This is a genomic window from Mucilaginibacter flavus, from assembly GCF_030409315.1.
Classification (GTDB): domain Bacteria; phylum Bacteroidota; class Bacteroidia; order Sphingobacteriales; family Sphingobacteriaceae; genus Mucilaginibacter; species Mucilaginibacter flavus.
On record NZ_JAUFPS010000094.1, the window covers coordinates 60,892 to 80,232 of the forward strand.

12 protein-coding genes are annotated in these 19,341 nt (G+C 40.9%); 5 read left to right on the plus strand and 7 right to left on the minus strand.

Annotated features, from left to right (window positions below; translation table 11 throughout):
• Positions 1-322 precede the first annotated feature (322 nt).
• Positions 323-1,399, minus strand: a complete 1,077-nt coding sequence (locus tag QWZ17_RS27055; protein ID WP_290308470.1) for an AI-2E family transporter — start codon at positions 1,397-1,399, stop codon at positions 323-325.
• Positions 1,400-1,535: 136 nt separating this feature from the next.
• Complete coding sequence (locus QWZ17_RS27060; RefSeq protein WP_290308471.1) at positions 1,536-2,756, minus strand: cytochrome c3 family protein; 1,221 nt, start codon at positions 2,754-2,756, stop codon at positions 1,536-1,538.
• 509 nt (positions 2,757-3,265) lie between these two features.
• Here QWZ17_RS27060 and QWZ17_RS27065 point away from each other — a divergent pair.
• Both QWZ17_RS27065 and QWZ17_RS27070 read left to right on the plus strand, forming a co-directional pair.
• Complete coding sequence (locus QWZ17_RS27065) at positions 3,266-3,889, plus strand: Pycsar system effector family protein (RefSeq protein WP_353959535.1); 624 nt, start codon at positions 3,266-3,268, stop codon at positions 3,887-3,889.
• 55 nt (positions 3,890-3,944) lie between these two features.
• Positions 3,945-6,500, plus strand: a complete 2,556-nt coding sequence (locus QWZ17_RS27070) for a BamA/TamA family outer membrane protein (protein ID WP_290308472.1) — start codon at positions 3,945-3,947, stop codon at positions 6,498-6,500.
• 67 nt (positions 6,501-6,567) lie between these two features.
• Here QWZ17_RS27070 and QWZ17_RS27075 read toward each other — a convergent pair whose 3' ends face one another.
• From QWZ17_RS27075 to QWZ17_RS27095, 5 genes are all read right to left on the minus strand, one after another.
• The gene (locus tag QWZ17_RS27075) at positions 6,568-7,143 is read right to left on the minus strand and encodes an outer membrane beta-barrel protein (protein WP_290308473.1); all 576 of its coding nucleotides are present in this window, start codon (positions 7,141-7,143) and stop codon (positions 6,568-6,570) included.
• A 30-nt stretch (positions 7,144-7,173) separates the two neighbouring features.
• Complete coding sequence (locus QWZ17_RS27080) at positions 7,174-7,350, minus strand: hypothetical protein (RefSeq protein ID WP_290308474.1); 177 nt, start codon at positions 7,348-7,350, stop codon at positions 7,174-7,176.
• A 353-nt stretch (positions 7,351-7,703) separates the two neighbouring features.
• Complete coding sequence (locus QWZ17_RS27085; protein ID WP_290308475.1) at positions 7,704-7,832, minus strand: hypothetical protein; 129 nt, start codon at positions 7,830-7,832, stop codon at positions 7,704-7,706.
• Between the two features lie 353 nt (positions 7,833-8,185).
• On the minus strand, positions 8,186-10,585 hold the full coding sequence (locus QWZ17_RS27090) for a glycoside hydrolase family 127 protein (protein WP_290308476.1): 2,400 nt from the start codon (positions 10,583-10,585) through the stop codon (positions 8,186-8,188).
• A 176-nt stretch (positions 10,586-10,761) separates the two neighbouring features.
• Positions 10,762-11,163, minus strand: a complete 402-nt coding sequence (locus QWZ17_RS27095; protein ID WP_290308477.1) for an RNA recognition motif domain-containing protein — start codon at positions 11,161-11,163, stop codon at positions 10,762-10,764.
• A gap of 263 nt (positions 11,164-11,426) precedes the next feature.
• Here QWZ17_RS27095 and QWZ17_RS27100 point away from each other — a divergent pair, with 263 nt between their 5' ends.
• The 3 genes from QWZ17_RS27100 to QWZ17_RS27110 all read left to right on the plus strand — a co-directional run bounded on the left by QWZ17_RS27100 (position 11,427) and on the right by QWZ17_RS27110 (position 19,332).
• Positions 11,427-13,736: a glycoside hydrolase family 3 N-terminal domain-containing protein gene (locus QWZ17_RS27100; RefSeq protein ID WP_290308478.1), complete on the plus strand. Its 2,310-nt coding sequence runs from the start codon at positions 11,427-11,429 to the stop codon at positions 13,734-13,736.
• Positions 13,737-14,240: 504 nt separating this feature from the next.
• The gene (gene susR / locus QWZ17_RS27105) at positions 14,241-15,851 is read left to right on the plus strand and encodes a SusR family glycan utilization regulator (RefSeq protein ID WP_290308479.1); all 1,611 of its coding nucleotides are present in this window, start codon (positions 14,241-14,243) and stop codon (positions 15,849-15,851) included.
• A 502-nt stretch (positions 15,852-16,353) separates the two neighbouring features.
• Positions 16,354-19,332 (plus strand): SusC/RagA family TonB-linked outer membrane protein, encoded by a 2,979-nt coding sequence (locus tag QWZ17_RS27110; protein WP_290308480.1) that lies wholly within the window; start codon positions 16,354-16,356, stop codon positions 19,330-19,332.
• Positions 19,333-19,341 lie beyond the last annotated feature (9 nt).

Below are 19,341 nucleotides of genomic sequence, written 5' to 3' on the forward strand. Positions count from 1 at the left end.
TTTTAAACAAAAAATTGTCATCCTGAACGAAGTGAAGGATCTTCTTCCTTAGAAAAGTGGGCGATTTACAGGGCGAAGAAGATCCTTCGTTCCTCAGGATGACAGGGTGGAAGAAGCTGGTTTACGTCATTTCCACTTTCAGAGTCTGCAGATTTTATAACTCAGCATCACAGGGTGAAGATGTTAATCCCGGGCAATTTGCCTGGGATTTTTTGTTGTAACAGGTGCGTACAATGGCTGTCCCGTTTCCGAACGGTTAATTTGATTTTTATTATCATTAGTTCACTGGTTCATTAATCTTGTCCGGCTGGCAAGGTTTTATTTAGGGTTGACCGCGTTCGGGTACTATTACGATGTCAATATCGCTTATCTTTTTCACGTACAGCTCATCTACCAAAATGATCACGATAGCCAATAACGGCACCGCCAGGATAATGCCCAACACTCCCGATAACGTACCCATAAGTACCTGCGCCAATATGGTTAGGGCAGGGGGCAGGTTTATCATTTTGTTTTGAATAATGGGCGTTACAATATTGCTTACTACGGTTTGTGTTACAATGTATATTAAGGCAACAATAATGGCTGTATTGGTGCTTATGGTTAAAGCGAGCAACACTCCCGGAATCATAGCCGCTAACGAGCCAAAGTTTGGGATAATTTTTAACAGACCGGTTAGCAAGGCAAGTACCAGTGCTACCGGGATGCTCATTGTGCCTAAACCTATTGATAGTAATATAAACACCAGCACCATGGACAGCATCATACCTTTTAACCAACCTTTTAGCGCGTGGCTTATCCGGTCGATAACCTGGTGGGCAAGCGGTTTACGACTTTCGGGCACCAGTTTAATCATGCCGTCTTTATATAAATTAGGATTGCTGGTAAAAAATATAGCCAGGAACAGGATGATATAAATATCGCCCAATACGCCAAAGCTGGTATTGAAAAACGATTTGGCGGTAGTCATCAGCGTATCCGAATTATCATCAGATAGATAATCAAGAATTTTTTGACCAATCGGGGTTTCAGATAACTTTTGTTTGGCTGTATTGATGGTATGCGGCAGGGTATCGCTTAATACACCTATTTGTTTGGATATGGTGGCGCCCATCAAATAAAACAAAGCCGCCAGTATTATAAAAGTGCCTCCTACAGATATGATCATACAAATTCGCCTGCGCCAGTTTGTTTTCCGTTGGATGATATCGCCCAGGCCATGGAAATAAACAGATACCAATATACCGGCCAGCACCATCAACAAAACGTTAAAGGCTACACGCGCTATCAGGATCACCACAACTAACAGTGCTACAACGGCAACCGTTTGCCATACCTTTTGAATATAAGTGAGTTCTTTTTGAACAGTTTTTTCTGCGTGGAAGTTTTGTTGAGCCATATCCTATTTAAACAAAAAGGTTTTAAATAGGGGACAAAAAATAGGAGTAAAAGTTTTAACAATAGTGTAATACTATGTTAATATAGCGTTAGGTTACATTACAACATCACTTATTGACCGTAAACGCATACCTGCGTTATTTTTCTGCTTTCCCTTTTATAAAAGCCATTATCTTTTCAGTCTCTTCGGGATAAATAGCGATATGATGCGTACGCACTTCATATGGTGGATTCATTTTGCTGTTAAAAGCAGTTAAACTTATTACGTGCGATGCCTTGTTTGGCATATGGCAGTTAATACAATTGTTTTTTATAGCCTCACCAAGTTTTGGAGCAAGCTTACAAAAATTGTGTTTAGCCTCGCTGTGGCAGTTAAGGCACTTTTGCGTAAACATGGTTATGCTTTGTTCCTGGTTAACGTGCGGGTTATGGCAGGTGCCGCAATCCATTTGGCTCATCATATAACATTTGCTTGATGCCAGTAAGGCATTTTGATTGCCATGCACATCAAGCGTAGGAGGGGTAAATGAATTTTCAAAAGATCCGCCTACGAATTTGTTGAGTGTATCGCCCATCTGAAAATCAAAGGTTGAGCGCTGTGGCACCATCTTATTGCCCGAATGGCAAACCGCGCAGGCATCCATTTTTTGCGAGCGGGTTAATGATTTATAGGTAGTTATATATTTTGCTTTCTTTTCATCCGGATTATCGGTGTGGAAGTTTACGTGATTGGCCGCAGGGCCGTGGCAGCGTTCGCAATCAATACCTGTTATCAGGCTTGCCTTTTCAAACCCTAATTCTTTACTGTCGGGCGGCAATTCGCCTATATAGGAAGTATGGCATTCCAGGCATTTTCTTAAAATGGGCCGGTTAAAGTTAACACGATCAGGAATATATCCAGGGCTGTTTGCCCAGCTATGAATAGCGCTAAAATAGGATACCGGTAATTCATATAACTGTTTCGCCTTCCAGTATAAGTAGGTTTCGGCTTTAACGCCGCCTATGGAAATATCAAAGGGAGCGGCTTCGGTTTGTTTGCCATTTTGATAGGCCACCTGGTAAAGGCTGTCGCCGTGCTTTTCCATCGCTACTTTAAGGCCGTAACCATAATCTAAGGTGTTTAAACCTTTGGCAAAACTGCCGCTAATGGTTTGTGAGGATGCCAGTCGGGAGGTTTTAAAATGCGCCGTGTGGACGTAGGAATTATACTCGTTACTATGGCATTTTATACAGCTTGCCGATCCTGCATATACCTCGCCACGTGGGTCTGGTGGAGTGCCGTTAAAGCATTGTGTTAAAGTAAAAGTTAATGGTATAAGCGCGAGCACAACTAAAAAAAGCAACCTCTTTTTGAGCATGGGTATTATAGCGATACGGGTTTAAACTAAGTTGGTTTATAAATCAATCACAATTTAGCTCAATAATAATACAAAGCAAATTAAAAGCGGCGCGCCGTTTAATAAACAGCTTAAATGAGAGCAAATGTAGGGGACGTTTTAAATAATAAGTATTGCAAAAATATCAGGCGATAGTTATTGGAGTGGTCTATCATTAATTGGCAAAATCACATTTATAGCTATTCGCCTTTATATTCAGCTATAATCCTTGTAAATTTATACCGCATTTATCATATTTCGTTAAAAGTTGATCAATTAACGATATAACGTTTTTTGATTTTTAATAAGATTTACCTATTTATCTGAAAATCAAATTTTTATTAAACTGGTACAGGCTTTGCGTTTGCCATATTCATTAATTAAATGTGGCTTTTGATGTTTTATAGATTATATTGGTAACAATCATGTTTATACTTATCAACGCTTAAATTTTTAAATACAAACCCAACACAATTAATACCAGCCGGTTCATGAGTAAAAAACATTCCAAAGAAAAAGAATCTGAAAAGCAGGCGGAGCGCCCTGAAAAAGGCATCGAAACCATGTTCAGGATTACTTCATCAAATAACCAGCGCCTGAGTGATATGGCCGATAAAAAAGCGCATATCCTGATCACTGTAAATTCAATAATACTATCGGCCATCATTAGCTTACTGCTCAGAAAGCTTACCGAAGACAGTTTTTTAATTATACCAACAGTGATTTTACTTTCTGTTTGTGTGGGATCAATTGTGGTATCTATCCTGGCTACCAGGCCGGCCATCCCCAACGGAACGTTTACCGAAGCCAACCTGGAACAGAAAAATGTTAACCTGTTGTTTTTTGGCAACTTTTATAAAATGAGTTTGGATGAATATGCAAGAGGCATGGGCCTGGTTATGGGCGATACCGAGTTTCTTTATCAAACACTTATCCGGGATGTTTACGGGCAGGGATCTGTGCTTGGTAAAAAATACCGCTTGCTAAGGCTTGCTTACAGTATATTCATGTTCGGGCTTATCATAGCAGTGGTGGCATTTATTATAGCCTCTGTTTTTCACAAGGCCCCCGCGGTGCCTGTGATAAAAAGATCCATGCCGCCTGTTAAATATTAAGGCGTTGGTTTACAAAGTTCAGATACTTTAAATTCCGACAACACATCTACCTACCATGATTAAAAAATTTACTCCGTTATTGTTATTGCTTTGTAATGGCGGTTTGGCAAATGCGCAAAGCGTTGTAAAGCAGGATAGCGTACTGGTTAAAGTGCATGAGTCATATAATGACGTAAGCGAAATTCACCGCGCACTGTTTGGCGAAAATTACCGTAAAGAGTGGGCCATGCCGGTAAAGTTGCCGGTTATTAAATTATCAGAAATTCATGGCGGCTTAACTCCCGTAAAAGAGGGGGGCGGCATGGAATCCAAGTCGTTACGCTTGCAGGACAAAAGCGGTAAAGAATGGGTCTTACGCAGCGTGGAGAAAATTCCGGATAAGCTATTGCCCGAAACCCTGCGCGGAACATTCGCTATTGATTGGATAGGCGATGAGTTTAGCGGTCAGCATCCTTATTCGGCTTTAATAGTGCCCCCATTGGCAGAGGCCGCGCGGGTACCACATGCGAATCCGATTATTGGGGTAGTAGCTGCCGACCCGGCTTTGGGCCAGTTTAGCAAAAAGTTTACCAACCTGGTATGCCTGTTGGAAGAGCGCGAACCCATAGGCGAATCTGATAACACCCTTAAAATGGAGCGCGAGCTGATTAAAAGCTACGACAACCGCGAAGACGGTATGCTTTTTTTGCGTGCCCGGATGCTTGACTTATTGATGGGCGATTGGGACCGCCATGAAGATCAATGGCGTTGGGCGGTAACCAAAGATGGTAAAGCCCGTATGTATGTGGCCGTTCCGCGTGATCGGGACCAGGTGTTTCACGTTACCGAGGGGATATTGCCCTCAATAGCTTCTTTACCATGGCTTGATCCCTTACTTGAAAATTTTGAAGGCGATATCCCCAGTATAAAATGGTCTATATTTAAAACCCGCTTTATGAAGGCGTTTCCGGATGCCCAAATAAGTTATGAAGACTGGATGAAGGCTGCCAACGATTTTGTCAAAGCCGAAACAGATGAAGTGTTAGAAGCCGGATTGAGAAGGTTACCGAAGGAAAACTACGAATTTCGCGGCGCCGAACTATTAGCCAAATTAAAAAAACGGAGGGATAAAATCCCGGCCGCCATGTCTGAGTATTATTACTTCATCAACCGGATAGTTGATCTGCACGCCACGGATAAGGATGAACAATTTACCATAACCGGCACCCCGGATAAAGGTTTACGCATCCTGATAGAGAAGCTAAATAAAAACGGGCAAACCAAAGGCGTATTTATGGATATGACCTACAAGCCCGATATCACCAAAGAAATTCGCTTATATACTGCCGCCGGTAACGATAAGGTAATCATTGATAATGGCACATCGCCCATAAAACTACGCATTGTTGATAGTACTGATGCCAAAGCTTTTACGGTAAAGCAATCAGTTAATAAAGTACGGGTTTATGGCCCTAAGGATAGCACCAGTTTTACAGGCGATGTGAATAGCCTGAGCAAGCATCTATCGCGCGATACGGCAAACAGCATTTTTCAGCCTACCAACCTTTACAATAAATGGATGCCTTTGGCTAACGGTGCCATTAATGCCGATGACGGTTTTTTATTGGGCCTTGGGTTTAAGTATACCGGTTACGATGGTTTCAGAAAAAGGCCATATTCAACAGTACAACAATTGATGTTAACCCACTCATTTGGTACCGAAGCATTCCGTATTAATTACGATGCGGAGTGGATTGAAGCCATCGGAAAGGCAGATATCACCATTCATACCCTGGTAGAGGCCCCGGATAATACCATGAACTTTTTTGGTCGCGGTAACGAAACTGTGCTTGATAAAACCGGCGATTTCCATAAATTTTACCGGGCAAGGTTTGATACCTATAACTTTGATCCAGCGTTGCGCTGGCATACAGGTAAAGGTAGTACGTTTAGTTTTGGTCCTTCATTTCAGTATTATCGCATGGATATTAATGACAATGTTGGCCGTTTTATTAAGCAAACTTCGCTTATTAATTCATATGATAGTTTGACTACTAACCAAAGTAAAGCCCATTTAGGGTTGATAGCCCATTATGTAAGTAATAAAAGGAATAGTGATCTATTCCCTTCAAAGGGCTTTTATTTTGATTTGAATGTAACGGGTTATAAAGGTCTTAATACTTATTCACGTTCATATGCTCAAATTAAAACCGAGTTTACCTACTACTTAAGAATAGATACCAGCTCAAAAGTGGTTTTTTCTGATAGGATTGGTGGCGGTGTAAGTCTGGGTAGCCCAGCGTTTTACCAATCAATGTTTTTAGGCGGGCAGGGTAACTTGTTAGGCTTTTTAAAGAACCGTTTTGCCGGCCAACACATGATTTATAATAACCTGCAGGGTAGGGTAAAGCTGGCTAATATTCCCGGATATATTTTGCCCGGCCAGCTGGGCCTTAGCGGTTTTTATGATGTAGGCCGCGTTTGGGTAAGCGATGAGCATTCAGATAAAATTCACCAGGGTATAGGCGGCGGTCTTTATTTTGCGCCGGCCAGCTTAACGGTGCTACAGGTTTTGGCCGCTCACTCAGATGAGGGATGGTATCCTTACATCGCGTTTAATTTCAGATTTTAATGTAATATCATCTAACAGGAAAGGGGCATCGTAAGTGTGTCCCTCTCCTGTTAGATGATGTTGTAAATTATTTCACGGCTAAAGCATAAGCCACTCTTAAGCCAATAAAGTTAAGTTTACTATTATCAACCAGGTTATCAAATTTGGTTGTACGCTCGTACCTCACACCCGCGTCAATATAACTTTGCCCTGCAAGATGAAACTGCCAGCCAACCTGTGGTGTGTACAAAAACACTGTTGATTTTTCAAAACCAGTTTCGTGTTTGTTTAAAAGGAAGCCGGCACCTGCATCGGCTTGTACATAAAAACTGCTTACCGGAAAGTATTTTATACCAGCCATGGCGGGTAACAAGTGAATGTTTGTGGCATCAAAGCCGGTACCGTTAATATTGTTTTTGCCAAACACGTTGGTATATCCGGCATTAACCGTAACATATACCTGGTGGGCTACAGGAATATCTGCCTGTAAAGATGTGCCGGTTGACCATTTATAGGTATTTTTAAAGCCCCCGACACCAATGCCGCCTTCCTGGCCTATGCTGTACACAACACCTTGCGGGGCCGCGCTGTTTTGTGCTTTTGCGCTTATAGCGCATGCTGATAATCCTAATACAATAGCAATAGTTTTGATTGAATTTTTCATGGTTTTAATGTTAAAATGTTTAATAGATTATTATTTGTAAAAAGTGTAAAGCAGTTCTATGGCGTACAGGTAAATGCTGAACAGATTGATCCTGACTGGCCTAAAATTAGCCGGGCGTTCGACTGTTAATTTGTTTATTCCCCTACCTAAATTCAGGTCCCTGAAAAAATTGGTTGCTGTATTGGTGATGATTTTTAAGTTTTGCATAACATTTTGTTTTATAGTAGATATGTTAGGCAGTTTGCATTATTGATGCCATTGTATTAAGTATTTGATTATTAGTTATTTGTGTAGTTTTTGAATCGAGAATTCTCTCTCTATTTCGAGAATTGGCGATTTTGTTACGATATTTAGACAGCGTGCGCTTTTGCGGAGTGAGGAAAAAATGAGTTGGTATTTGTCTCTGAAAAAGGAATAGTAATATGTGGGATATTGGTTGTAGGGTATATGAAAAAGAAAAGACCGCATTTGTTGAAATGCGGTCTTCATGTTAATATAGGTGCGGTAGTAGGGCAGTTATGTCAAGTAATCTTTTTACTATTTAAGCGGATGTAAGAAGCTCAATCCCTGTATTTGTCCCATTCTTCCAATTGATCCTGTAAATCTTTTTGAGGTGCAATTACATACACCAGTGCCAGCAGGCAGCAAAGCAATATTGCTCTTGTGATTAAAAATATAAATACTTCCATGGTTGATAGTTTTTTTTGTTTACATCGTCTTTTGCATACAACGTGCCATGGTGTTAACTTTTTGATTGTTAGTGTTTTATGATTTATTCTTGATTTTTAAGATACGATATTTCGGCGATTGGCGAACGAAAGTGCGGTATTTAGATGGAGTTTGTAATTTGTAAAGCACTGTAAGTGAGGTATAAGGATTTGATTTAGCAGAGACACCCTCAAAAGCAATCTAAAATAATTTTTTGCGTAGATATTATGGTATTAGCAGCCGGCTATGTTTAAAAACAAAGCCCGGTGCAGTGTTTATTTAAACGCTGCACCGGGCTGGTATTTATACTAAGCTCTGTTGTATATCGCCGGGGTTATTTAACAGCCCATTCATGGATGCCGGCAGAGTTATCTTTAGGCAATTGTATCACCATTTTTAAAGCTGTTGTGTTTACCGGCTCAAAGCTAACGGTGTTGAAGCTGTCTTTACTTATGGTATACGGCGTTGTGTTTTTTACCGGAAGCCACTGGTCATCTTTTTTATAAAATACCTGGTACGATACCGGGATACGGCAACCGCCCCATGGGCCATCGTCAAACCAGTAAACTTTTGATTCGCTTACGGTGTGGGCCGCGTCAAAATCGTATTGAACATATTCGCTGGTATCTTTAGCAGGCCACCAGTGCAGGAAAGGGTAGCTATTATCGGCCGAACTGGCCGGCTCATACTGATCTTTGATAGAGGCGAACATCTTTTTGTTTTTTAAAGATGCGCTTACTTTACTGGTACTGGCAATGGTTGGCGCGGGCTGCGGTCTTGATGCCGATGCCTCATAAGGAATCCAAACCGTCATTTCGCTTGGCCCACGGTTAGCCCATGCATAGTAGGGGATGGCCTTTACTTGCTGATTGGTTTCGGTAAGGTTAGTGCTGTTGAGCTGTCTTTTGGTGCCTTTACCTTCGGTGCTAATCACGTCCACACCATTGAGCAGGTCGGCCTGGTAATTGGCGTTGGCAATGGCGTCTTTATCAATCATAATGTTTTGAACCAGGCTATCGCGGTTATCTGGTCCTTCCAGGCAGTATACTATTGGTCCGCGTTCAAATGCAAACCTGCTTTTATCATCTTTAACCTGGCTGTTAGCCAAAACTTTTTCGGTTTCCATGGGCAGGTTCAGGGTAACCTTGTCGCCCTTTTTCCAGCTGCGTTTTATTACAGCATAACCTTTTTCGTTTACAAACGACGTTGCCTTGCCGTTAACTAACAGGATAACAGGTAAAGGTTTATTATTCATAAAGGTATAAAGATCACCGGGAACAGGTTTTTGTTGTGCCCAGCCAGGGATGCGCACCCTTAATGTAAATGCCGATGTTTTAGCAGGATTAAGGGTAATATCAACCTTGCCCTTCCATGGGTAATCTGTGGCTTGTACAATGTTTACATTGCCCGATGTTAGTTTGATAGTACTGCTATTGCTCATAAAAAGGTTAACATATAGGTCATTTTTGTTTTTGGCATATACATAGCCGGGTAATGATGGTAAAAAACGGGTCATGTTGCTAATGCAGCAAGCACAGCTAATCCATGCGCTACGCTGATGCTGGTTCATGGAGGCGAGCGGGTTGGGGTAAAAAAAGCGGTCGCCGCTTAAAGATACGCCCGATAGTAAACCGTTGTATAGAGTGCGCTCCAATACGTCGATGTATTTAGATTCGCCATGAAGCAAAAACATGCGGTTATTCCAGTACACATTACCAATAGCCGCACAGGTTTCGGCATAGGCCGACATGTTGGGTAACTGGTAGGCATCGCCAAAAGCCTCACCATTGCCGGTTGCCCCAATGCCGCCGGTGATGTACAGCTTTTTATTAACCACATCGCCCCAGATATCGTCAATAGCCGTAAGGTATTTGGTATCACCGGTTAAAGCGGCAATATCGGCCATTCCGGTGTACATGTAGGCCGCGCGTACAGCATGCCCTTCTGCCTGGTGCTGGTCAACCACTTTTTTATCGGCCTGGTTATAAGCATCGCCTTTAGGTCCACGCACATCTAAAAAGAATTTAGCCAGATCAAGGTATTGTTTATTGCCGGTAACCCGGTACATTTTTGATAAGCCAATCTCCACAATCTGGTGGCCCGGGTATTCTTCAATTTTGCCCGGTCCGAAGGTTTTTACCAGTAAATCGGCGTTTTTTATGGCTATGTTAAGCAGGGTACGTTTGCCAGTAGCCTGGTAATGGGCAACAGCAGCTTCATACAGGTGCCCGCAATCATATAACTCATGGCTTAATATTTCTTCATTTACCCAGCGTTTATCGCCTATCCATTCATGGGGCTTTTTGGCGTGAACGGTGCGGAAGGTATACAGGTAGCCATCGGGTTCCTGGGCAGCCCCAATAATGTTTATGAGTGTATCAATGTATCTATCCAGTTCGGGGTTCTTTTTGTTTTGCATGGAGTAGGATGCACCCTCTATGGCCTTATAAACATCGGTATCATCAAATGGGAATTCACTTAGCTTATCGCCATCTAACTGTTTGGCGGCCCGCAAAAAATTATCCATGCGGCCATTCTTTTTGCATTGTTCAAGCACGTAGGGAATGGTTACATTGGCGTTCACCTCCATTTTGGGCTGCCAAAAACTATCCGTAACCTTAACACTGGTAAATGCCACAGGTTGTATTGGATAATCTTTTTGCTGCGCGAATACGCTTGCGCAAAAACTTAATGATATTGAAAATAAAGCGGAAACTTTAACTAAGCTGGCCATTGGTTACATTTATGTTATCAAAATATAAATGTACCGCGTAGCAGGCAATAATTATACACCATAACTTGCCGCTGATAGCAAGATATTAACTGTTTTGGATGGAGGGAGAAGTTAGCGGAGTAATTTGCGAAAAAACTGATCATAAACACATTTATGATCAGTTTTTAATAATTTTATCAGATAGCCCGTCGTGGTCTTTTAGCCTTTGCAGGTTCTGATGCTGATGATGAGTTTCTGAAGTTATTACCGCCTCTGTTATTATTATTGCCGTAATTACTATTGCCGCGGTTATTGTTATTGCCAAAGCTTTTGCGTGGTGGCGGTTGTTTAACGTAGGTTTCTTCGTTTATTTTAACATTTAAAACCCTATCGCCCATGGGGGTGCCATCCAATGCTATTACCGTATTTTCGGCTCCTTCGCGGTCTTTCATTTCCAGGAAGGCGTAACCTTTGCATATTCTTGTTTTTTTATCACGCACAATTTTAATGGTACTTACTTCACCATGTAAGTTCACCATTTTAACCAGGTCCAGTTCGGTCATGTCCAAAGGGAATCCCCCGACAAATAATTTCACCATTATAAGTTTTGTTCTATTTTTTTTTATTGTAAACCAACAGACATACTTTTCGTTTTAGTACATCCAATAAAATTCACAGGTTTTTTTGGCAATCATACGATAAAAGATTCTATCTTCTATCACATAATTAAAGTTACACATAAAAAATACAATCTGTAGCTTTATTTAAAGCATATTGACAAAAATAAGGCTATTTTTAACACGCTATAATACCTGTTTAAACAAGTATTATAGCTGGAAATTTAAACTACCTATCTATGTTAATGTTTACCAGGAAAACTTCTGTTTTGCTCTGCGCCGCTTTGCTTTTGGGCACTGCCGCAAACGCCCAGCTTTATAAAAATCCCAAGGTGCCTGTGCCGCAACGGGTGGCCGATCTTTTAAAACGAATGACGCTTGAAGAAAAAGTAGGGCAGATGAGCATGTCATCGTTAAGCGAATCAAAAAACAGCAAAATTGCATATGGCGTTTTAGAGAGCCCTTTCAGCAATGTTCATGATATTGCTCTGCAATCGATTGCTGCCAAAAAATATGCCCGTGAACAAACCCGTTTGGGCATTCCGCCTATCCAAATTGGCGAGTGCCTGCATGGGCAATTAGCTGCGGGTGCAACAACCTTTCCGCAGGCTATAGCACAGGGAAGTACCTGGAACCCCGGCCTGATCAGGCAGATGGGCGCTGCTATTGCCAATGAAGCATCTACCTCTGGTGTTGATGAAGCGCTTTCCCCATTGTTTGACTTAATCAGGGATGCACGTTACGGCAGGGTAGAGGAGTGCTTTGCCGAAGATCCTTACCTGGTGGGCCAGTTGGGCTCGGCATTTGTAATTGGCATGCAGGGCGATCCTGCAAAAACACACCAAAGTTTTGCCTTTGATAAAGTGATGTGTACAGGTAAGCATTTTGCGGCTTACAGCAAACCGATAGCCGGTATGAATCTTGCACCGGCCGAAATTGGCGAACGCGAGTTACGTTCCATGTTCCTGGCGCCGTTTAGGGATGCAGTGCAGGAAGCCAACATTGCGGCCATAATGCCATCATACAACGAAATTGACGGTATCCCGGCGCATAGCAATGAGTTTTTGCTGAAACAGGTGCTCAGAAAAGAATGGAACTTTAAAGGTTACGTTTTTTCTGATTATGGTGGTTTAAGCCAGTTATATGATTTTCATAAAGTTGCCAAAACCAAAGCGGATGCGGCCATACTTGGCATAACCGCCGGCGTTGACTTAGAAGCTGCCCGACCGGATATTTACGCGCATCTGGTTGAATTGGTAAAAGCCGGCAAAATCAAAGAATCGCAAGTAGATACGGCGGTAGCGCGTATCTTAACTGCCAAATTTAAGGCTGGCCTGTTTGAAAAGCCGTTGGCCGATACCGCTCAACTGAAAAGCAGGCTACACACGCCGGAGCATATTAAACTATCGCAGCAAATAGCCGAGGAGTCTATCATCCTGCTAAAAAATGAAAACAGCCTATTACCGTTAAATATCAATAAAATTAAATCATTAGCAGTTATCGGCCCAAATGCCAACAAGGTGCAGTATGGCGATTACAGTTTTACCCGCGATAACCTATCGGGCGTAACCGCTTTAGAAGGCATTAAGCAATATGTGGGCAATAACGTTAAAGTGAATTATGCCCAGGGCTGCGAATTAAGCGGCACCGACAAAAGCGGTTTTGCCGAAGCCGTAAAAACGGCCAACGAAAGCGACGCCGTGGTAGTGGTTTTAGGTACCACCAGTGTAGTTTTCCAGGGTATAGGCTGGAATGGGCAGGCGCCGGCCAATGAGCCAAAAGACCCGTTTACCTGTGGCGAAGGTTATGATGTAACGGATATTAACCCGCAAGGCGTGCAGCGCGAATTGCTGCAGGAGATATATAAAACAGGTAAACCTGTAATACTGGTATTGGTACATGGCAGGCCTTGGAGCATTAGCTGGGAAAAGCAAAACATTCCGGCAATACTGGAAGCCTGGTACCCCGGCGAAAAAGGCGGCGCGGCTATAGCAAACATTTTGTTTGGGAAAGTAAATCCATCCGGAAGATTGAATATGAGTGTGCCGCAGTCAACCGGGCATATTCCAGTATTTTATAATTATGTAAATTCAGCAAAGGGAAATAACCGGGAACCCGGTACTATTGAAAAACCCGGTCGCGATTATGTGTTTTCGTCAACCGATCCTTTATTCGCTTTTGGTTACGGTTTAAGTTATACTTCATTTAAGTATGATAATCTGAAAGTTTCAAAAACCGTGTTCAGCAAAAAAGACCAGGTGAGTGTTTCGTTAGATGTTAAAAATACGGGTACTATGGCCGGTAAAGAAGTTGTGCAGCTGTACCTTGGCAATAAAGTAAATTCTGTTAGTACGCCCGAAATGTCATTAAAACGGTTTAGCAAAATAGCACTCGAACCAGGCGAAACTAAAACAGTAAGTTTTACCATTAACAGTAACGATTTAGCAATCTGGAACCGGCAAATGAAACACGTTACCGAGCCTGGAACATTTGACGTAATGATTGCCAAAGCCGCCGATAATGTGGTGTTAAAAAAACAATTGGAGTTCCGTTAACGGATTACTCCCTACACCGTCTTCAGGAATATTGCGCGCCCGGCATACTATACAAGTGGCAGGCCAGGGGGCTATATAAACAAGTACTTCATTTTTTAAAAAATGAAGTACTTGTTTATCAGGTATAAACGTTGCTCAACGCTTATATTGCAAACATAAATGGTGTAAATACCCCGCAACATTTACACTATTGTATATATTTGAAATTATAAACCAACAATTAAATTTTACGATTGAAACAACACTTGCCGCTAATCAAATCGATTTACGGTGTTTGCTTTTGCTCCGAATTTTTTTAGCAATGCGTTTTAATACAATTGACTTTGTAGCTATTTGCCTCAATAATTCGTACCCCTGTTATTGATAAAAGGCATTGATAGGCTAAATGAAGCTTTAAAGCTGATGAATTGATTAAAATTGATTTATTATAATTAATTTCAAGCGAGGCTTTTAAGAAACCTGATAGCTGCCGTCTGTGTAAACCTTATAGAATATACCTAAAATATGAAATATTTTTTCTGCCTGATTTTTCTATTTTCCAGTTTTTCTGTCTTCGCATCTAATTCAACCGACGATTTAATTGATGAGCTGAAAGTTGAAATCTCCAAAAAAAGCGCTTATGAGGGAGTCAAAGAATCGCGGATCAATAAATTGAAGTTGTATCGTTCCCGGTTGCAGGCAAATGATTTTGAAGGGCAATTTTACTACCTGAATAGTTTATACAGCGAATACAAAGCCTATCAGTTCGATTCGGCCTATGTATATGTAGATAAAATGATAGCCTTAAGTAAGCTCAAGGGGGATAAGCCTAAAGAGTATTACAGCTATGTTAAAATGTCGTTTATCCTGTTATCCTCGGGCATGTTTCACGAGGCCTTTGATTTTTTGCATAAGGTTGATGTGAAGGTTTTGGATAACCCGGCCAAAATAGATTATTATTTTTTTTTAGGACGCTGTAATTACGATTTGGCCAATTACAGTAACGATAAATATTTTACGCCATATTATATTGCCGCAGGTAACCGGGTTATTGATTCGGCCATATCTTATTGTGGTACCGATTTTATAACCCGCAATTATTTGCTTGGCCTTCAAAAACTGCAGGAAAAAAAGTATGAAGAAGGGAAAGAATGGTTTTCTAAACTATTAGAAAAAGATAAGGTAATATCCACGCATCTGAGGGCCATGGTTTCTTGCTCGTTAGGGATAATATATTTAGAAACCAATCAAAAAAATGAGGGAATAAATTTGATGATCCAATCGGCTATAGCCGATGTGAAATCGTCAACCCGCGAAACTGTAGCCTTATACACCCTTGCCGACCTGTTATACATGGAAGGTAATATTAAAGATGCTTATAGCTTTATACAGCTGGCTAAAGAGGATGCCGACTTTTATGGTGCAAGGCAAAGAAAAATCCAGATAGGGGCCATCCTTCCGCTGATAGCTACCGCCGAGCTTAACAACTCAGAACATCAAAAGAACCGTTTTCTCATTTTCCTGATCATTATTACCGCGCTGGCGCTCCTGGTGGTGTTTTTCCTGGTGTTGATATTTAAACAACTCAATAAAGTAAAGATCAAGGAGCGTGTGATTGAAAGCAAAAACCTACAGCTAAGTGAGTTTAATGGTAAGCTTATTGAAGACGCCAAAATTAAAGAGGAATATATCGGGCAGTTTTTTAAAGCCATATCGGGCTATATATTAAAGCTCGAAAATTTAAAAATTTCTGTGGATGCTAAGCTCTCCATGAAAAAGTATGATGCCATTCATACCCTGATTGATAAGATTGATATAAAAAAAGAGCGTGAAAGCCTGTATTACAGCTTTGATCACATCTTCATTAAAATCTTCCCCAACTTTGTACACGTGTTTAATACCTTGTTTGATGAAAAGGACCAGATATGGCCGCACGAAGAGGAAGTATTAAATACCGACCTACGCATATTTGCCCTTATCAGAATGGGTATCGCGGATAATGACACTATCGCCAAAATTCTGGAGTATTCTGTTAACACTATTTACGTTTATAAAATGCGTATCAAAGCCAAATCCCTGCACCCTGAGCATTTTGAACAACGCATCATGAACATTAAAGCTTTTGATTTTAATTGATTTTGCGATGCTTTTTGTCGCTTTAGGTAACATGAAAGTTGCAATTATTGCTCATTAATGAGCAATAATTGCGTTACAAAATGGTAAAAAAAGCTTATATTTTTTCAAGTGATTTGAAATTTAAATCACTGATAATCAAATATTTGATTTTAAAAAACGATAAAAAAAATTATATAAATTTTAAAACAGGTCGTTAAAACCCCAAACGGCCTTTGCAGCGTGCTTTTGTATGTCATTTATCGCTAAATTGCATAAGATTTTAAGGTGTGATATTCTAAACCATTACATTTTTAACAGCCAATTATAAAAAGTTCAGTTCCTGCTAAGTTTATTTATTCCGGTTTTGGTGGGGATGACTTTGAGTTATTTTACCTTTATTTTTTTATCGTCTCGTAAAAAAATAAATAGTATCAGGTTGTTAGCATATATAGGTTTATCGTATTAAATTTAAAAGTCTAAACCAAGTAAACAAAAAACCAATTTCAACTAAATCCCAGTAATTATGCAATTTAAACACTTACTCAAAGTATGTTTCTTTGCTGTTATTCTCTTTTTCTCGGCCAACGTTATGGCTCAGAACAAGACTATTACAGGAAAGGTAACTGACAAAAAAGATGGGTCACCGCTTCCTGGTGTATCAGTAACAGCCGTTGGCGCAACAGGAGGGGCCATTACCACTGCCGATGGTGATTACAAATTATCCGTAGCCGGAAACGTTACCGCGCTTAAATTCAGCTATATTGGCTATGTTGCCCAAACAGTAAACCTGGGTAGTGGCAACACACTCAATGTAAGCCTCGAAACTTCAAGCAAATCATTAAACGAAGTAGTTGTAATTGGTTATGGTACCCAAAAAGTTAAAGATGCTACAGGTTCTGTTGCATCACTTGGTACTAAAGATTTCAACAAAGGTGTTATTTCAACGCCAGATCAATTGCTTCAGGGCCGTATTGCAGGTGTTACAGTAACATCTGCAAGCGGTGAGCCCGGCGGCGGTGCTTCTATCAACATTCGTGGTACCGGTTCAATCAGGGCTGGTAATGATCCGTTATATGTAATTGATGGTGTGCCTGTATCAAATGATAGCTATGCTGCTTCAAGTGGTTCAAGCCCGATTGGTATGTCATCAGCAAGAAATCCTTTATCATTCTTAAACCCTAATGATATCGAAAACATATCGGTATTAAAGGATGCATCTGCTTCTGCAATCTACGGTTCGCGCGGTGCAAATGGTGTGGTTTTGATTACTACCAAAAAAGGTCGTAAAGGACAAGGCATCCAGTTTTCCGAAAACACTTCGTTAAGTTCAACCGCAAGCCGCTACAATCTGCTTAGCGCTCCCGACTTTTTGAAAGCGGTTGCAGGCACAGGTGCCGATGCTAATGCTATTAATAAAGGAGCCAACACCAACTGGCAGGACCAGATTTTCCGCAAAGCGGTTTCACAAACTGTAAACCTTGGTTTTGGCGGTGCTAAAGATGGCTTTACCTACAGGGCATCTTTTGGTTATGATGATCAGAACGGTATTATCAAAAAATCGGGGTTAAAACGTATAACAGGCCGTATCAACGCAAGCCAGATGTTATTTAAAGATGTGGTTAAGTTGGATCTGAGCTTATTAGGATCAAATGTAAAAAACCAATATGCGCCGGTTACCAACGATGCTGGTTTCCAGGGTAGCTTAATTGGTGCTACAATTGGTCTTAACCCAACTTATCCTATTAAAAACGCCGATGGTACCTACTATTTTGATGGTAGCAACCTAAACCCGGTTGATATGTTGAATAACACTTATGATAGTGACAACATAAACAGAACACTGGGTAACTTGGGTTTAACCATTAAACTGGCTAAAGGCTTAAGCTACCGCGGTACTTTTGGTAATGATTATTCATTGGCAAAACGTAAAACCTTCTATGATCCAAGAATTCAGGGTTATACCAGCAGCAGCACAATCAGGGGTAAAACAGTTCCTTCCATATCAGGAATTGGCCAGGGCGATTTGCAAACCGTAAAATTAAGCAGCCAGATTACCGAGCAAACCTTAACCTATGAAAAAAAATGGTCTGATAACAGTTCATTTACCATATTAGGTGGTTACTCATACCAGGTGTTTAATAATAAAAGCATCACCGATATCAGAACCCAAACGGTTACACCTAATGTACTGGTACAAAACCTCGATAGTTTTAAAGATCATTTCCCTCTTTTTGGTGATACTACCAGGTCTGAGTTACAATCATACTATGCAAGGTTAAACTATTCATTTAAAGATAAATATTTATTGACCGCTACAGTGCGTACAGATGGTTCATCAAAATTTGGTGCCAATCATAAATACGCAACATTCCCTGCATTAGCGCTAAAATGGAAAGTTATTAACGAAAGTTTTGCTCCAAAATCATTGTTTGATGATTTGAGCCTTCGCTTAAACTACGGTAAAACCGGTAACCAGGAGTTCCCTGCTTATCAGTCGCTATCGGTATTCCAAACAGATTTGGCAGGCAACAGCAGCCAGTTATATTTCCCTAATCCTAACCTGAAATGGGAAACTACTACCGCTTATGGTGCAGGTATTGATTTCACCATTGTTGGCGGCAGGTTATCAGGAACAGTTGATTATTTTAACAAAAGCACAAAAGACCTTTTGTTTTTCAATGCCTTCCCACAACCAACAGCGGCGCCAGGTATCTGGACAAACTTAGCCGGTAATGTTATCAATAAAGGTTTGGAAGTTGGTTTAACCTTCCAGGCAGTTAACACTTCTAAATTCCAATGGGAAATCAATTATAACATGACCTTGCTTAAAAACAATGTAGAGAATTTTACAGGTCGTGTTGTACAAACAGGTGCTATCAATGGCCAGGGCCTTTCAGGTGCATTCTCTCAGGTTATTCAAAACGGCTACCCATTGTTTACCTTTAAAGTGGCTAAATACAACGGCCTTGATGCCCAGGGTTTTGGTATCTATCCAAACGGAATTGACGTGCAAACTTTACAAGGCAGCGCGCTTCCTAAATTTACAGCCAGCTTAACCAACAACTTTACTTACGGTAACTGGAATTTGAGCGTATTCTTAAACGCTGTAACAGGTTTCTACGTATATGATAATACAGCTAACGCTTATTTCTACAGAGGTAGTTTACTTACAGGTCACAACGTATCGCAGGATGTAGCTTTCACAAACGAAAATCCGCTAAACTCTGGCCAGGTATCAACCCGCTGGTTAGAAAAAGGCGACTTTTTACGTGTATCAAACGTAAGCCTTGGTTATACATTCGCGCTTAAAAATACAAAAGCTATTAAAACCTTAAGGTTTAGCCTAACCGGTCAAAACTTAGCTTTAATAACCGGTTATAAAGGCCTCGACCCGGAAATTAACGTTAACAAACAAATTAACAACGTGCCATCAAGAGGTATTGATTATACAGGTTACCCTAAGGCCCGTACTTTCACTTTTGGAATTAATGCAGGATTTTAAAAATATTGA

Coding starts and splice junctions, on each gene's coding strand:
- QWZ17_RS27055 (WP_290308470.1), bottom strand. CDS start 1,399: ATGGCTCAACAAAACTTCCACGCAGAAAAAACTGTTCAAAAAGAACTC.
- QWZ17_RS27060 (WP_290308471.1), bottom strand. CDS start 2,756: ATGCTCAAAAAGAGGTTGCTTTTTTTAGTTGTGCTCGCGCTTATACCA.
- QWZ17_RS27065 (WP_353959535.1), top strand. CDS start 3,266: ATGAGTAAAAAACATTCCAAAGAAAAAGAATCTGAAAAGCAGGCGGAG.
- QWZ17_RS27070 (WP_290308472.1), top strand. CDS start 3,945: ATGATTAAAAAATTTACTCCGTTATTGTTATTGCTTTGTAATGGCGGT.
- QWZ17_RS27075 (WP_290308473.1), bottom strand. CDS start 7,143: ATGAAAAATTCAATCAAAACTATTGCTATTGTATTAGGATTATCAGCA.
- QWZ17_RS27080 (WP_290308474.1), bottom strand. CDS start 7,350: ATGCAAAACTTAAAAATCATCACCAATACAGCAACCAATTTTTTCAGG.
- QWZ17_RS27085 (WP_290308475.1), bottom strand. CDS start 7,832: ATGGAAGTATTTATATTTTTAATCACAAGAGCAATATTGCTTTGCTGC.
- QWZ17_RS27090 (WP_290308476.1), bottom strand. CDS start 10,585: ATGGCCAGCTTAGTTAAAGTTTCCGCTTTATTTTCAATATCATTAAGT.
- QWZ17_RS27095 (WP_290308477.1), bottom strand. CDS start 11,163: ATGGTGAAATTATTTGTCGGGGGATTCCCTTTGGACATGACCGAACTG.
- QWZ17_RS27100 (WP_290308478.1), top strand. CDS start 11,427: ATGTTTACCAGGAAAACTTCTGTTTTGCTCTGCGCCGCTTTGCTTTTG.
- susR (WP_290308479.1), top strand. CDS start 14,241: ATGAAATATTTTTTCTGCCTGATTTTTCTATTTTCCAGTTTTTCTGTC.
- QWZ17_RS27110 (WP_290308480.1), top strand. CDS start 16,354: ATGCAATTTAAACACTTACTCAAAGTATGTTTCTTTGCTGTTATTCTC.